This window comes from Variovorax sp. Varisp41, from assembly GCF_047325085.1.
Classification (GTDB): domain Bacteria; phylum Pseudomonadota; class Gammaproteobacteria; order Burkholderiales; family Burkholderiaceae_C; genus Variovorax.
On the sequence record NZ_CP168540.1, the window covers coordinates 6,580,089 to 6,595,153 of the forward strand.

The 15,065-nt window shown below is 70.3% G+C and carries 14 protein-coding genes; 9 read left to right on the plus strand and 5 right to left on the minus strand.

Annotation, left to right across the window (positions count from 1 at the left end; genetic code table 11):
- The first annotated feature begins 55 nt into the window (after positions 1–55).
- The gene (locus tag ACEN9J_RS30510) at positions 56–1,051 is read left to right on the plus strand and encodes a GlxA family transcriptional regulator (RefSeq protein ID WP_413762878.1); all 996 of its coding nucleotides are present in this window, start codon (positions 56–58) and stop codon (positions 1,049–1,051) included.
- 7 nt (positions 1,052–1,058) lie between these two features.
- Here the strand turns inward: ACEN9J_RS30510 and ACEN9J_RS30515 are convergent, their stop codons facing one another.
- The 3 genes from ACEN9J_RS30515 to mutS are packed head-to-tail and all read right to left on the minus strand — an operon-like array spanning position 1,059 to position 5,333.
- The gene (locus tag ACEN9J_RS30515) at positions 1,059–1,862 is read right to left on the minus strand and encodes an alpha/beta fold hydrolase (RefSeq protein ID WP_057592830.1); all 804 of its coding nucleotides are present in this window, start codon (positions 1,860–1,862) and stop codon (positions 1,059–1,061) included.
- A 5-nt stretch (positions 1,863–1,867) separates the two neighbouring features.
- Positions 1,868–2,707, minus strand: a complete 840-nt coding sequence (locus tag ACEN9J_RS30520) for a proteasome-type protease (protein ID WP_057592829.1) — start codon at positions 2,705–2,707, stop codon at positions 1,868–1,870.
- A 28-nt stretch (positions 2,708–2,735) separates the two neighbouring features.
- Positions 2,736–5,333: a DNA mismatch repair protein MutS gene (mutS, locus tag ACEN9J_RS30525; protein WP_057592828.1), complete on the minus strand. Its 2,598-nt coding sequence runs from the start codon at positions 5,331–5,333 to the stop codon at positions 2,736–2,738.
- A gap of 541 nt (positions 5,334–5,874) precedes the next feature.
- Between mutS and corA the strand changes: the two genes are divergently transcribed.
- The 3 genes from corA to ACEN9J_RS30540 are packed head-to-tail and all read left to right on the plus strand — an operon-like array spanning position 5,875 to position 8,906.
- Positions 5,875–6,852 carry a magnesium/cobalt transporter CorA gene (gene corA, locus ACEN9J_RS30530; protein WP_413762879.1) on the plus strand — a complete coding sequence of 326 codons (978 nt, stop codon included), beginning with the start codon at positions 5,875–5,877 and terminating at the stop codon, positions 6,850–6,852.
- Between the two features lie 51 nt (positions 6,853–6,903).
- Positions 6,904–7,380: a MarR family winged helix-turn-helix transcriptional regulator gene (locus ACEN9J_RS30535; RefSeq protein WP_413762880.1), complete on the plus strand. Its 477-nt coding sequence runs from the start codon at positions 6,904–6,906 to the stop codon at positions 7,378–7,380.
- On the plus strand, positions 7,377–8,906 hold the full coding sequence (locus ACEN9J_RS30540) for a DHA2 family efflux MFS transporter permease subunit (RefSeq protein ID WP_413762881.1): 1,530 nt from the start codon (positions 7,377–7,379) through the stop codon (positions 8,904–8,906). The genes ACEN9J_RS30535 and ACEN9J_RS30540 overlap by 4 nt, the downstream gene beginning before the upstream one ends.
- Before the next feature lie 22 nt (positions 8,907–8,928).
- Here the strand turns inward: ACEN9J_RS30540 and ACEN9J_RS30545 are convergent, their stop codons facing one another.
- A complete protein-coding gene (locus tag ACEN9J_RS30545; RefSeq protein ID WP_413762882.1) occupies positions 8,929–9,756 on the minus strand; it encodes a siderophore-interacting protein in 828 nt (275 codons plus the stop codon).
- Positions 9,757–9,769: 13 nt separating this feature from the next.
- The gene (locus ACEN9J_RS30550) at positions 9,770–10,345 is read right to left on the minus strand and encodes a PadR family transcriptional regulator (protein WP_203202007.1); all 576 of its coding nucleotides are present in this window, start codon (positions 10,343–10,345) and stop codon (positions 9,770–9,772) included.
- Positions 10,346–10,526: 181 nt separating this feature from the next.
- Here ACEN9J_RS30550 and ACEN9J_RS30555 point away from each other — a divergent pair, with 181 nt between their 5' ends.
- From ACEN9J_RS30555 to ACEN9J_RS30575, 5 genes are all read left to right on the plus strand, one after another.
- A complete protein-coding gene (locus ACEN9J_RS30555) occupies positions 10,527–10,988 on the plus strand; it encodes a Fur family transcriptional regulator (protein WP_057592822.1) in 462 nt (153 codons plus the stop codon).
- A 99-nt stretch (positions 10,989–11,087) separates the two neighbouring features.
- Positions 11,088–11,237 carry a type B 50S ribosomal protein L36 gene (gene ykgO, locus ACEN9J_RS30560; protein WP_057592821.1) on the plus strand — a complete coding sequence of 50 codons (150 nt, stop codon included), beginning with the start codon at positions 11,088–11,090 and terminating at the stop codon, positions 11,235–11,237.
- A 167-nt stretch (positions 11,238–11,404) separates the two neighbouring features.
- Positions 11,405–12,112, plus strand: a complete 708-nt coding sequence (locus ACEN9J_RS30565; protein ID WP_261212490.1) for an ABC transporter ATP-binding protein — start codon at positions 11,405–11,407, stop codon at positions 12,110–12,112.
- Positions 12,113–12,114: 2 nt separating this feature from the next.
- The gene (locus tag ACEN9J_RS30570; protein WP_413762883.1) at positions 12,115–13,515 is read left to right on the plus strand and encodes an ABC transporter permease subunit; all 1,401 of its coding nucleotides are present in this window, start codon (positions 12,115–12,117) and stop codon (positions 13,513–13,515) included.
- A gap of 16 nt (positions 13,516–13,531) precedes the next feature.
- Positions 13,532–15,022 (plus strand): ABC transporter permease subunit, encoded by a 1,491-nt coding sequence (locus ACEN9J_RS30575; protein ID WP_413762884.1) that lies wholly within the window; start codon positions 13,532–13,534, stop codon positions 15,020–15,022.
- Positions 15,023–15,065: the final 43 nt, after the last annotated feature.

The window sequence follows — 15,065 nt, forward strand, 5'->3', positions numbered from 1 at the left end:
AGCCCGCCGGCTTCGGTTCTGCTGCGTCTTTCTCCTTCGCGAAGGCAACGTCTCCATGTCGATCCTGCCCGTCTGGTTCGTGGTGTTCGAGCGCTTCCAGCTGCTCGACGTGTCGGGTCCGCTGCAGGTGTTCGCCACCGCCAACGACGAGTTGCGGCTCGCGGACCGCGCGCCGGTCTACCGCACGCGCGTGCTGGCCGCGCAGGCGGGGCCGGTGGCGAGTTCGAGCGGGCTCGCGGTGCAGGCCGAGGCCTGGCCCGCGCGCGTGCGCCATGCCGAGGCGGGTACCAGCACCGTGGTCGCGCCCGGCGGCCCGGCCGCCTGGAACCCTTCGACGCAGCTCGGCGGTGGCGGCACCGAAGCCGCCGAGGCCTGGCTGCGCCGCCATGGCGCGCGCTTCGACCGCGTCGCCTCGGTCTGCACCGGCGCCTTCGTGCTGGGCCGCGCGGGCCTGCTCGACGGCTGCCGCGCCGCCACCCACTGGGGCGCCTGCGACGCGCTGAGCACCGCCTTTCCGCGCATCGAGGTGCAGCGCGACGCGATCTACTTCCGCGACGGCCGCCGCTGGACCTCGGCCGGCGTCACGGCCGGCATCGACATGGCGCTGGGCATGGTCGAGGCCGATCTCGGCCGCGCGATCGCCATCGGCGTGGCGAAGAAGCTGGTGGTGTTCTACAAGCGCCCGGGCGGGCAGTCGCAGTTCAGCAGCGCGCTGCTCGCGCAGGAGGCCGAGGACCCGCGCATCGAGTCGCTGCATGGCTGGATCGACGAGCACCTGCACGAGACGCTCGACGTGGCGCGGCTGGCCGACCGCATGGCGATGGCGCCGCGCACCTTCGCGCGCTTCTACCTGCAGCGCACCGGCGTCACGCCCGCGCATGCGGTCGAACGCATGCGGCTGGACCGCGCGACGCGGCTGCTCGAGTCGTCGGGCGCCAGCATCAAGGCGGTGGCGCAGCGCTGCGGCTTCGGTTCGGAGGAGATCATGCGGCGCGCGTTCCAGCGGCGCTTCGGGGTGCCGCCGCTCGATTACCGGGCGCGCTTCCGCTGAGGCCCTGTCAGCCCATCAGGTTGCGCAGCGCCGCCTCGATAGCGGCCGCCGTGGCCAGCGGCTTCTCCATCGGGAACAGGTGCGTGCCGTCGAGCATCGCGATGCGGCCCTTGGTCACCTGCTGCGTCATCGCCATGCCCACGCGCTTCATCTCGGCCGACTGGCGCCCGCCGATGAAGGCCGCCTTGCACTTGAGCGGATGGCTGCGCAGCAGCGCGCCGAGGTTGTGCGGCAGCGTGTTGTAGATGGCGGTCTCCACGTCGCGGTCGAAGCTCAGCGCGCGCGTGTCCTCGCTATCGAACGTACCGTGGTCGATGTAGTCGTGCAGCACCTGCTCGTCCCACTTCGCGAAGGCCTTCTTGCTGCGGAAATGCTCGAACACCGCCTCGCGGTGCTCCCAGCTGTTGCGGCGCCGGCGGCTGATCGCGCCCGGCGAGATGCTCTTCATGAGCGGCGTGCGCTTCACCATGTTGAGCGTGTTGGCGCGCCAGCCGCCGAGGATCGGCGAGTCGACCAGCACCACGCCGCGCGCCAGCTCGGGATGCCGCGCGGCGCACATCAGGCTCAGGAAGCCGCCGAGCGAATGGCCGACCAGGAACACCGGCCCGCCCGCGCGTTCGGCGCGCGGCCGCGCGAAGTCGGCCAGCTGCTCGACCAGGTGCGGCCAGTTGTCGGTGACGGGGTACTTCGGGTCGTGCCCGAATTTCTCGATGGCATCGACCTCGAAGCCGCGGTTGCGCAGGCTGTCGAGGACGACGCGGTAGGTGCTCGCGGGAAAGCTGTTGCCGTGCGAGAAGACGATCGGCGGCACGGGGTTCAGATGAGCTTTTCGTCGGGCGTGGAGATCTTGCGCAGCGCGCCGTGCCGCGTCGCCGGCATCTTCAGCGGATGCTCGGTGGCGCTGTCGTCCCACACCGGGTCCTCGATGCTGTCGAACACCTCGCGCAGCTTCTGGCCCCAGCTGTTGTGCACCATGCGGTAGTAGGGGTTGTCGGCGTCGATGCAGATCACGCGGTCGGTCTCGAGCTTGTTGGCCTCGTAGACCACGAGGTCCAGCGGCAGGCCGACCGAGAGGTTGGACTTCATGGTCGAGTCCATCGACACCAGCGCGCACTTGGCGGCCTCGTCGAGCGGTGTCTCGGGCGTGAGCACGCGGTCGAGTACCGGCTTGCCGTACTTCGATTCGCCGATCTGGAAGTACGGCGTCTCGGTCGTGGCCTCGATGAAGTTGCCGGCCGCGTAGACCAGGAACAGGCGCATGCCCTCGCCCTTGACCTGGCCGCCGAAGATGAACGAGACGTTGAAGTCCAGGCCCGCATGCTTGAGCGCCTCGGCATCGCGGTCGTAGACGTGGCGCACGGCCGAGCCGAGCACGCGCGCGGCATCGAACATGCTCTTGGCGTTCCAGATCGTGGTCGGCGTGCCGGGCTCGCCGTTCTCCTGCGTCTCGCGCAGCTCCTCGATCTGCAGGATCTCGCGCACCGACTGCGAGATGCTGAGGTTGCCCGAGGACAGCAGCACCATGACGCGGTCGCCGGGCTGCTCGTAGACGATCATCTTGCGGAAGGTGCTGATGTGGTCCACGCCCGCGTTGGTGCGCGAATCGGACAGGAACACCAGGCCGGCGTTGAGTTTGATGCCTACGCAATAAGTCATTTTTTCGTCTCGCAAGAGCAGTGCCTGCTCATGGGGCTCCGCGGTCGCGTGCATTCAGTTTCTGTAAGGCGTAGAGCGCGTCGAGGGCTTCGCGCGGGGTCATCGCGTCGGGGTCGAGCGCGGACAGCGCGGATTCTACGGCGCTGATCAGGGGGGTCTCGGAGGCCGGGGGCGGGGCGAACAGGTCGACCTGGGCCCGCGTCTGCGCATGCTGCGACTCGAGCGCTTCCAGCGCCTGGCGCGCATGGTTGACCACCGCCGCGGGCATGCCCGCCAGCCGCGCGACCTGGATCCCGTAGCTCTTGCTGGCCGGGCCGGGCTGCATCTCGTGCAGGAACACGATGTCGCGGCCGGCCTCGGTGGCGCTCACGTGCATGTTGACCGCGCCATGGTGCGTGGCCGGGAACTCCGTGAGCTCGAAGTAGTGGGTGGCGAACAGCGTGAAGGCCTTGGCCCGGTCGTGCAGCTGGGCCGCGATGCCGGCGGCCAGCGCCAGCCCGTCGAAGGTGCTGGTGCCGCGGCCGATCTCGTCCATCAGCACCAGCGACTGCGCGGTGGCGCCGTGCAGGATCTGCGCGGCCTCGGTCATCTCGAGCATGAAGGTCGACTGCGCGTTGGCCAGGTCGTCGGCCGCGCCGATGCGGGTGTGGATGGCGTCGATCGGCCCCAGGCGGCAGGCCGCGGCCGGCACGTGCGAGCCGATGGAGGCCAGCAGCACGATGATCGCCACCTGCCGCATGTAGGTCGACTTGCCGCCCATGTTGGGGCCGGTGATGACCTGCATGCGCTGCTGCGGGCCGAGCTGGGTGTCGTTGGCGATGAAGCCGCCCGAGGATTTCTCGGCCAGCCGCGCCTCGACCACCGGATGGCGGCCCTGCTGGATCTCGATGCACGGGTGCGAGACGAAGCTCGGCGCGCGCCAGTGCAGCGTGTGCGAGCGCTCGGCCAGCGCGCACAGCGCGTCGAGCGTGGCGAGCGCCGTGGCCAGGCGCGTGAGCGCGGGCACCGAGGCCTGCAGCGCGTCGAGCAGCTGCTCGTAGAGCCACTTCTCGCGCGCCAGCGCGCGGTCCTGCGCGCTCAGCGCCTTGTCCTCGAAGGCCTTGAGCTCGGGCGTGATGAAGCGCTCGGCGTTCTTCAGCGTCTGGCGCCGGCGGTAGTTGTCGGGCACCTTCGACAGCGCGCTCTGCGTGACCTCGATGTAGAAGCCGTGCACCCGGTTGAACTGCACGCGCAGGTTGCTGATGCCGGTGCGCTCGCGTTCGCTGACCTCGAGCTTGAGCAGGAAGTCGTCGCAGTTCTCGCTGATCTCGCGCAGCTCGTCGAGCTCGGCGTCGTGGCCGGTGGCGATCACGCCGCCGTCGCGCACCAGCGCGGCCGGGTCGGGCTTGATCGCGCTCGCCAGCAGCTCGGCGCAGCCCGGCGGCGGCGCCAGGCGTTCGGCGATCTGCGCCAGCAGCGCGGCCGCACCGGGCAGGGCGGGCGCGAGCTGCTCGGCCTTGGCCAGCGCCAGCCGCAGCGCCAGCAGTTCGCGCGGGCGCACCTGGCGCAGCGCGATGCGCGCCGCGATGCGTTCCACGTCGCTGGTGTTCTTGAGCTGCTCGCGCAGCGTGCGCCAGGGCGCGCCGGCGCCGCCGAGCACGGTGGCCTGCAGCGCGCCGATGGCCTCGAGCCGCGCCTGCGCGTCGCCGCGCTCGCGCCGCGGCGCCAGCAGCCAGCGCTTGAGCAGGCGGCTGCCCATGCCGGTCATGCAGGTGTCGAGCAGCGAGAACAGCGTGGGCGAGTCCTCGCCGCGCAGCGTCTGCACCAGCTCGAGGTTGCGCCGCGTGGTGGGCGGCAGCTCGATCAGGTCGCCGTCGCGCTCGACCGTGAGCCGCTGCAGGTGCGACAGCGCGCGGCCCTGCGTGTGCTCGGCATAGCCCAGCAGCGCGGCCGCCGCGGCATGGGCGTTGGTCAGCGATTCGGCATTCCAGGCCGCCAGGCTCTGGCTGCCCATCTGCTCGCTGAGCTTGCGCTCGCCCAGGCCGCCGTCGAACTGCCAGGCCGGCCGCACCGACAGCGTGAAGGGCGTGGCGCTGCGTGCCGCCTTGAGCCGCTGCTCGAAGGCCGGCGTGACCTCGGCGCCGTAGAGCAGTTCGCTCGGCGCGATGCGCGCGATCCAGGCCTCGAGCGCGTCGGCCGGGCATTCGGCCAGCCGCAGCTCGGCGCCGGTCACGCTGAGCCAGGCCAGGCCGCAGAAATTGCGCGTGCCGGCATGCACCGCCAGCAGCGTGGCATCGGCCTTGTCGTTGAGCAGCTCGGCATCGGTCAGCGTGCCGGGCGTGACCACGCGCACCACCTTGCGCTCGACCGGGCCCTTGGCGGCGCCGACCTCGCCCACCTGCTCGCAGATCGCCACCGATTCGCCGAGCTTGATGAGCCGCCCGAGGTAGGTGTCGACCGAGTGGAAGGGCACGCCGCACATCACCACCGGCTGCCCGGCCGACTGGCCGCGCTGGGTCAGCGTGATGTCGAGCAGGCGCGCGGCCTTCTCGGCGTCGGCCCAGAAGAGTTCGTAGAAATCGCCCATCCGGTAGAAGAGCAGGGTGTCCGGATGGTCCGCCTTGAGCCGGAGGTACTGGGCCATCATCGGCGTGTGGCCGGCGTAATCGGGGGCGGCTGCGGCGGGGGTATCTGTCACGGAATGGGCGCGTAAGCCATTGCTGGCGTTGGAGAAAGTGCTGTCTGAGGGTTCGGGCATGGGCGCATCGTCGCGAGGATCCCGGCCAGGCCGTGGCGCGGGGCGCCCGGTATTGTGGCCGACGCGCAAGCCGGTGGGCGGCGGGTGGCGAAGGGGATTCGCGCGGGCAAAAAAACACCCGCGCGCGGCGGGTGGAGTTCTTCCCTGATAGCTGTGGGCGGCTGCTCTTCTTTGTTGGTTGGGCGCCCCCTTTTGCGTGACAGCGCCGCGATGTTCGTGTGTCGCCCACGCAACGCATGTCAGTCTTTGCGCGCTAAGACTTGTAGGCGGACGAAAGAAGTGAGAAAAAAATCACGCAACTAAACCCTTCGGGCGCTTGCGAGCAGGGATGTTTTAACTTTCGCGCTCCGCCTCGGGCCGGTCAGGCAAGGGCCCGCGGCGCCGTGGCACCATCGCCACCCCACCACCCAACCGCGACCCTGGAGCGCCGATGCTGATCAATTGCGTGGCTTACGAGAACGGCGCCAAGCTGGCCGACATCCCGGTCGAGAGCATCAGCGAATACATCTCGCGGCCCGGCTGCTTCGTCTGGGTGGCGCTCAGCGACGCCACGCCCGAGGAACTGGCCGTGATGCAGCTCGAGTTCGGCCTGCATCCGCTGGCGGTGGAAGACGCCCAGCACGGCCACCAGCGGCCCAAGGTCGAGGAGTACGGCGATTCGCTGTTCGTGGTGATGCACCTGGTCGAACCCTCGGAGGCCGGCGAGCAGTGCATCCATGTCGGCGAGGTCGACGTGTTCGTGGGCCGCAACTACGTGCTGTCGGTGCGCAACCGCAGCCGGCAGGGCTTCCTGGGCGTGCGCGAGCGCTGCGAACGCGAGCCCGGACTGCTGAAGAACGGCGCCGGCTTCGTGCTCTACGCGCTGATGGACGCGGTGGTCGACCGCTACTTCCCGGTGATCGACGCGCTCGAGGACGAGCTCGAATCGATCGAGCAGCAGATCTTTGCGCAAAGCGGTGCGGCGCGCGACAAGATCAAGCAGCTCTACGAACTCAAGCGCCGCAGCATGGTGCTCAAGCGCGCGGTCGCGCCGCTGACCGAAGCCGCCGGCAAGCTGCACGGCGGGCGGGTGCCGCAGATCTGCATGGGTTCGCAGGAGTACTTCCGCGACGTCGGCGACCACCTGGGGCGCATCAATGGCTCGATCGACGCGATGCGCGACACGGTGGCCACCGCGATCCAGGTCAACCTCTCGATGGTCACGATCGAGGAGAGCGAGGTCACCAAGCGCCTCGCGTCCTGGGCCAGCATCTTCGCCGTGTGCACCGCCTTCGCGGGCATCTGGGGCATGAACTTCGAATTCATGCCCGAGCTGAAATTCCGCTGGGGCTATCCCACGGCGCTGGCGCTGATCGCGGGCACCTGCGGCTATCTCTACTACCGGTTCCGGCGCGCGGGCTGGCTCTGAGAGCAGGCCGCTAAGGCCCAACTAATAAACATGTAGATAATCAAGTCCCTTATGAAAAGGGACTTCAGCCAGCGTTTCGGCTTCATCGTGAAGGACGTGGCCAAGCGCTACGGCGAGGCCTTCGACCGCCTCGCGCGCGAGCGCATCGGCCTGAGCAGCGCCCAGTGCCGGCTGCTCGGCGTGCTGGCCATGGAAGGCGAGGAGGCGCCGCTGTCGCAGGCCGAGCTGGCGCAGCGGCTGGAGCTCACGCCGATGGCCGTGGGCGGGCTGTGCGACCGCATGGAGGCGGCCGGCTGGATCCGCCGCGAGGCCAGCGCCACCGACCGGCGCGTGAAGCTGATCCACCTGCAGCCCAGCGCCGAGAAGGCACTCGATGCCGCGCTCAATCTCAGCGACGGGCTCAATGCGCGCGTGATGGCGGTGCTGGTGCCCGGCGAGCGCGCCCAGTTGCTGGCGCTGCTCGGCAAGGTGCGCGGCAGCCTGCTCGAGATCACGGGCGGCAACGGCCCCGAAGGCGAGGGCAAATGACCGCCGCGCCCGGAACCGCGGTGCCGCACCGCGGGATGATCACCGTCTCGATCATGCTCGCGACCATCATGCAGGCGCTCGACACCACGATCGCCAACGTCGCGCTGCCGCACATGCAGGGCAGCCTGCAGGCCTCGCAGGACCAGATCACCTGGGTGCTGACCTCCTACATCGTGGCCTCGGCGATCGCGCTGCCGCTCACGGGCTGGCTCTGCGGCCACTGGGGCCGGCGGCGCGTGTTCATCATCTCGGTGATCGGCTTCACCATCGCCTCGGCGCTGTGCGGCCTGGCGACCTCGCTGGTGGGCATCGTCGGCGCGCGCCTGCTGCAGGGCATCTTCGGCGCGGCGCTGGTGCCGCTGTCGCAGGCGGTGCTGCTGGACATCAACCCGCGCGAGAAGGTCGGTCAGGCGATGGCGATCTGGGGCGCGGGCATCATGGTCGGGCCGATCCTCGGGCCGCTGCTGGGCGGCTGGCTCACCGACAACTTCGACTGGCGCTGGGTCTTCTTCATCAACCTGCCGGTGGGCGCCTTCGCCTTCTGGGGCATCGCGCGCTACCTGCCCGAGAGCCGGCCGCAGGGCGAGAAGCTCGACATCTTCGGCTTCGTCACCCTGAGCCTCGCCATCGGCATGCTGCAGCTGTTCCTCGACCGCGGCGAGCAGCTCGACTGGTTCGACTCGTGGGAGATCCGGCTCGAGGCCGCGGCCTCGCTGGTGGCCTTCTGCTTCTTCGTGGTCCACACCTGGACCGTGCGCGGCGTCTCCTTCTTCGACCGCGACCTGCTGAAGGACCGCAACTTCGTCACCGGCCTGCTGTTCGCCTTCATCGTCGGGATGATCCTGTACGCGACCATGGCGCTGCTGCCGAACTTCCTGCAGGGCCTGATGGGCTATCCGGTGGTCTACACGGGGCAGGTCACGGCGCCGCGCGGCATCGGTACCATGATCGCGATGCTGGTGGTGGGGCGGCTGGTGCAGCGCGTGGACGTGCGCGCCATCATGGCACTGGGCTTCGGGCTCACGGCCTTCTCGCTCTACCAGATGACGCGCATCACGCTGCAGATGGACAGCACCTTGATCATCGTCTCGGGCTTCGTCCAGGGCCTGGGCATCGGCTTCACCTTCGTGCCGCTGTCGACCGCCACCTTCGCCACCCTGGCGCCGCGGCTGCGCAACCAGGGCACGCCGATCTTCAGCCTGCTGCGCAACATCGGCAGCAGCGTGGGCATCTCGATCGTGCAGGCGCTGCTCACCGAGGGCTCGAGCGCCGCCCATGCGCAGATCGCGACCACCGTGGCGCCCGGCAATCCGGCGCTGGCCACGCTGCCTTCGATGATGTCGCCCGACAACCCCCTGGGCCTGGCGATGCTCAACGCCGAGGTCACGCGGCAGGGCGCGCTGGTCGGCTACCTCGACGACTTCGCGATCATGATGGTGATCACGCTGGTGGCGATCCCGCTGCTGCTGCTGATCCGCAGCCCGAAGCGCGCGGCGGCCTCGGGGCCGGCGGAAGTGCCGCACTGAGCGGCACCGCGCGCGAGGCCGATCAGTCCTCGATCGCGTCGTGCGTCGCGGCCGTGCCGCGGCGCCAGTAGCCCGAGGCCCGGATCCACTTCGGATTGGCGCCGCGCTCGCCCACCAGGTGCGCGCGCACGGCCTTCGCCACGCCGGTCTCGCAGCCGACCCAGGCGTGGTAGTCGCCCTCGGGCAGCGCCTGCTTCTTGAGCGTCTCGAGCAGCATCGGGCTCAGGCCCGCCGACACGCCGCGGCGATGCACCCACACCAGCGTGAGCGCGGCCCGGGTCTCGAACGGGATCTCGTCCTCGGGGCCGTCGACCTCGGCCAGCACCACCACGCGCGCGCCCGCGGGCAGCTCGGCCAGGCGGCGCGAGATCGCGGGCAGCGCGGTGTCGTCGCCGATCAGCAGGTGCCAGTCGAACTCGGTCGGCACGATGAACGAGCCGCGCGGGCCGCCCACGCCGATGCGGTCGCCGGGCCTGGCGTTCTCGGCCCATTGCGTGGCGGGGCCGGCCTCGTGCAGCGCGAAGTCGATCTCCAGCGTCTTCGCGGCCGCGTCGTGGCGGCGCGGCGTGTAGTCGCGCATGGTGGGCCGGCCCTCGGGCCAGACCGGGCCTTCGGGGCCCATGGTCGGCAGGGTCAGGCGGCCGGTGGCCGGGTCGGGGAAGAACAGCTTGGCGTGGTCGTCGAAGCCCGGGCTGTGGAAGCCCTCGAGCTCGTCGCCGGTGAGCACCACGCGCAGAAGGTGCGGTGTGACGCGCTGCACGCTCTTCACCGTGAGCTGGCGAAAGCGCAGGTCGTGGCGCACGCGGCGCGGCAGGCGGTCGGGTTGGGGGGCGGTGGAGAAGTCGGTCATGTGCGGTTGACTTTCAAAGACGTTCGATCTGTTGTGCGGCGCTGTCGAGCACCGCGGCGAATTCGTGGGCTTGTTGTTCGGTGAGGGGCGTGCCCGAGAGGCGCAGGCGCATCGCGAGCTTGAGGTTCTCGATGGCGCGCGTGACCTGCGGCGGCCGGCCGCCGCGCGCGCCGGCGCCGTCGACGCCGCCGTTGAGGCGTTCCATCATCGATTCGGCGGTCTCGCGGTTGGCCGCCAGGTACTCGCGCCCGCTGTCGGTGAGGGTGTAGCGCTTGCGGCCGCCGCCCTCGGCGCCGCTCTCGACGCTGAGGTGGCCCAGCTCCTCGAGCAGCGTCAGCGTGGGATAGACCACGCCGGGGCTCGGCGCATAGCTGCCGCCCAGGCGTTCCTCGATCAGCTTGATGAGTTCGTAGCCGTGCGAGGGCTTGTCGGCGATGAGCTGCAGCAGCACGAAGCGCAGGCCGCCATGGCCGAACACCCGGCCGGCGCCGAAGCCGTGGCGCCCGCCGCGGCCCCGGCCACCCGAGAGGCCGTCCTCGTGCTCGCCGCGCGGGGTGCGGTGGCAATGGTCGAAGTGGAAATGGCGCATGGGAGCCTCTCTTTCTGAATCGATATCTGTTTGTGTCTAAATTATTTTAGATATATCTAAATAGACGCGTCAAGAGAGGCAGGAGGCAAGACCGGGGCGCCGTCGGGGCCAATTTAGATAGCCCCCGACGCAGTCCCCGGGTGCCGCGAGGCGCTTTCCGACGCGCCGTACCATCGAGGCCATGGAACGTCTTACCCGCCAGCGCGCCGCCGTGTTCTCGGCCTTCAGCGATGCCAGCCGCGTGCTCACCGCCCCTGAAATCCATGCGCATGCGCGCGAGCTCGTGCCCGAGATCAGCCTGTCGACCGTCTACCGCCAGGTGTCGGCGCTGCTCGCGGACGGCGAGATCGCCAAGGTCGAGCTGCCCGGCGAGCCCGCGCGCTACGAGGTCGCGTGCCGGGAGGAACACGCGCACGGCGACCACGCCCACGAACACGAGAAGGGGCAGGGCCGCGCGGGCGACCACCACCATCACTACTTCCATTGCCTGTCGTGCGGCCAGGTGTTCCTGCTGCACGCCTGCCCGGGCCCGATGGACGACCTCGCGCCGCCGGGCTTCCAGGTCGCGAGCCACGAGGTGACCCTGCACGGCAGCTGCGCGGCCTGCGTGGCGAAGGCGGCGCCGGCCGGCCGATCGCACTGAACAGGGCGCCCGCGCGGGTGCTCATTCTTCTTTACAAAGTTATTGCGAATGAATTCGCAATAACTTAGACTGCGGCTTTCCATCCAACGGCGCGACGCCATGCAAGTCCTGTCCTCCCTCAAAGAAGCCAAGAAGCGGCACCGCGATTGCCAGGTGGTCACCCGGCGCGGACGCACCTACGTGATCTGCAAGTCCAACCCGCGCTTCAAGGCGCGGCAGGGCGGTGCGAAGAACAAGCGCGCCCGCTGATCGCCTGAAGCCACGGCACCGGCCGCGCCGGCGCCCCGCCAACTCCCTTTCCCTCGAACGCCACGGCATGCACCCGCATGCGCGTGAGCCTGCGCGCGTCCACCGCGGATGCATGCGGGCGTGCGCGCGCCGTTTTCCCGCTCCTTCTCTTCGACCGGACCCCTCCCATGCTCAAAGCACAGGGCCTCACCAAGCAATACGGCAGCCATGTCGCGCTCGACCGCCTCGACCTCGACATCCGCGCGGGCGACATCTACTGCCTGCTCGGCGCCAACGGCGCGGGCAAGACCACCACCATCAACCTGTTCCTCCACTTCATCGCGCCCAGCGCGGGCACGGTGGAGATCAACGGCGTCGACGTCACGCGCCATCCGCTCGCGACCAAGCAGGACGTGGCGTACATCCCCGAGCACGTCACGCTCTACGGCACGCTCTCGGGACTGGAGAACCTGCGCTTCTTCGCCGGCCTCGCGCTGGGCCGCGCGCTGCCGCGCGAACGGCTGCTCGAGCTCATGACGGCGGTGGGCCTCGACCACGCGGCGGCCGACAAGCGCGTGTCGGCCTATTCCAAGGGCATGCGGCAGAAGGTCTGGATCGCCGTCGCGCTGGCCAAGGAGGCCAAGGCGCTGCTGCTCGACGAGCCCACCTCGGGCCTCGATCCGCATGCGGCCAGCGAGTTCTCCGCGCTGCTGCGGCGCGCCGCCGACCAGGGCGTGGCCGTGCTGACCACCACGCACGACCTGTTCCATGCGCAGCAGACCGCCACGCGCGTCGGCATCATGAAGAGCGGCCGCCTCGTCGACAGCCTCGAGGGCGCGCAGCAGATCGCGCGCATCGACCTGCAGTCGCTGTACCTGCAGCACATGAGGGCCTGAGCATGTGGCGCTGGATCGCGAACCGCGAATTCACCGAACGGCTGCGCGACGGCCGCCTGCTGTGGGCCGGCGGCCTGGTGCTGGTGCTGCTGTTCACCGCGCTCGGCGTGGGCTGGGCGCACCAGCGCGAGGCGCGCGCCGAGCAGCAGGCCGCGCAGGCGCTCGACTACCGCGACTGGCTGGCGCAGGACCGGCGCCATCCGCACGACGCCGCGCACCAGGGCATGCATGCCTTCAAGCCCGAGGCGCCGCTGGCCATGGTCGACGCGGGCATCAACCCCTACATCGGCAGCACCGTGTGGCTGCAGGCGCACCGCCAGAGCGAGGTCAAGTTCAATCCCGCGCAGGACGCCACCGGCCTGCAGCGCTTCGGCAACCTCTCGGTCGGCTGGATCCTGCAGGTGCTCGGGCCGCTGCTGGTGATCGTGCTGGGCTTCAACGCCTTCGCGGGCGAGCGCGAGCAGGGCATCCTGCGCCAGACCCTGAGCCTGGGCGTCTCGCCGCTCAGGCTGCTGGCGGGCAAGGCGCTCGCGCTCGCGGCCTCGCTCGCGGTGCTGCTGGTGCCGGCCGCCCTGGTCGCCGCGCTCGCGGTGGGCCTGGGCGCCGCGCCCGGCGAACGCGCCGATGCGCTGCTGCGCCTTTCGGCCTGGAGCCTGGGCTATGCGGTCTACCTCGGCGCCTTCGTGTTCGTGGTGCTCGGCGTGTCGGCGCTGTGCGCCACCTCGCGCGCGGCCATCACCGTGCTGCTCGCGCTGTGGGTGGCGCAGGCCGTGATGGCGCCGCGCGTGCTGTCCGAGGCGGCGCGCGCGGCCTATCCGAGCCCGACCCGGCTCGAGTTCAACCAGGCGCTGCAGGCCGAGCTCAAGCAGGTCTCCGACCGCACCTGGCTGCAGGCCTTCGGCACCACCGAGCGCTGGGGCCGCGACGTGCCGCTGCGCCAGTGGGGCATCGCGCTGCGGCTCGACGACCAGGCCTCGTACCCCGTCTACGACCGCCACTACGGCCGCCTCTGGGACACCTGGGAGCGCCAGCAGCGGTTGCAGGAATGGAGCGGCCTGCTGCTGCCCCTGCTCGCGATGCGCAGCTACTCGATGGGCATGGCCGGCACCGACTTCGCGCACCACCGCAGCTTCACCACCGCGGCCGAGCTGCATCGCCGGCGGCTGCAGGACCTGATGAGCGAGGACCTGGTCGCGCATGCCGATCCGCTCGGCGACCGTCACTTCGCCTACCAGTCGGGCCCCGAGCTGTGGGCCAAGGTGCCGCCGTTCGTGCACCGCACGCCGCGCGTGGGCTGGGCGCTGCGCCACCAGCTGCGCAGCCTGGCCGTGCTGTGCGCCGGCCTGCTGCTGGCCGCGGCCTTCGCGGCCGTCGCGGTACGCCGCCAGCGCGCGCTGGCCTGAATCGAGGAAACCCGTCATGTCCGCCTTCATCGTCCAACCGTTCCAGGGTTTCAGGCTGCGTGCCGTCATGCGCCAGGAGCTGCGCCTGCTGCTGGCCGACCGCAGCGTCTGGGCCGTGGCCCTGCTGTTCCTGCTGCTGGTCGGCTACGCGCTCGGCAACGGCCTCGCGCAGACCGCGCAGCGCGACCGCGCGCAGGCGGCCGTGGCCCAGGCCGACCGCGACACCCGCGCGGCGCAGCGCGCGCAGCTCGAGGCCATCCTCGCTGGCCGGGCCCAGCCCACGCCGTTCGAGAACCCGGCCGATCCCTCGCGCATGGCCAGCAGCTACGGCGCGCAGCACGCGATCCTGCCGAGCGCGCCGCTCGGGCCGGTCGCGCTCGGGCGCAGCGACCTGTTCCCGAGCCAGTTCCGCGTCACGCACCAGAGCCGCGTGGCCTTCATGAACCCGAGCGACATCGAGAACCCCTGGTACCTGCTGAGCGGCCAGTTCGATCTGGCCTTCGTGCTGGTCTACCTGCTGCCGCTCCTGATCTTCGTGCTGGGCTACAACCTGCTGTCGGCCGAGCGCGAGAACGGCACCCTGCGCCTGCTGCTGTCGCAACCGCTGCGCCTGCGCACGCTGCTGGCCGGCAAGCTCGCGGTGCGCGCGGCCGCGCTGCTGGTGCCGGCGGTGCTGCTGCCCGTGGGCGTGCTGTTGCTGGCGCGGCAGGCGGGCTTCGCGCCCTCCGCGCCGGGCGCGGGCACGGTCACCTTCTGGTGGGCGCTGCTGGTGGGCGCCTATGCGCTGTTCTGGTTCGCGCTGGTGGTGGCGGTCAATGCCTTCGGCGCGCCCTCGGCCACCAACGCCATGGTGCTGATGATCGCGTGGGTGCTGCTGGTGCTGGTGGCGCCGGTGCTGCTCAACCTCGCGGTCACGCAGGCCAGCCCCGCGCCCTCGCGCACCGAGCTCGCGACCCAGACGCGCACGCTCACGGCCGCGGCCATGAAGCGCCATGCCGAGCTGCTGAGCACGGACTACAAGCACGTCGGCCAGGGCGCGCTGCTGCTGCCGCGCGACGGCAAGATCGAGATCAGCGCGCGCGGCCTCGCCAACTACCGCATCGAGCGCGAGATCGACGAGGCGATCGCGCCCGAGCTCGAACGCTTCGAGCGCCAGCACGCGGGCCAGCAGCGGCTGCTCGAGCGCTTCGGCGCGCTGTCGCCCGCGGCCGTGGCCTACGAGGGCATGACCGGGCTGGCCGGCACCGGCGCGCGGCGCCATGCGCAGTTCGTGGCGCAGACGGTGGGCTTCCACCTGGCGTGGAAGCACTTCTTCTTTCCGCGCATCGAGGAACGCAGCGCGCTGATGCCGGCCGACTTCGACCGTATCCCCGCTTTTGCATGGCGCGAGGAGTCGCCGCGCGCGCTGCGCGACCGCGCGCTCGCGGCCGTGCTGCAACTGCTGCTGCCGAGCCTGCTGCTGTTCGGCCTCGCGGGCTGGCGGCTGCGCCGCTTCTCGGTGGCCTGAGCACGCACGCAAAAAGAACGATCAATCTCCGGAGGGAATTTCA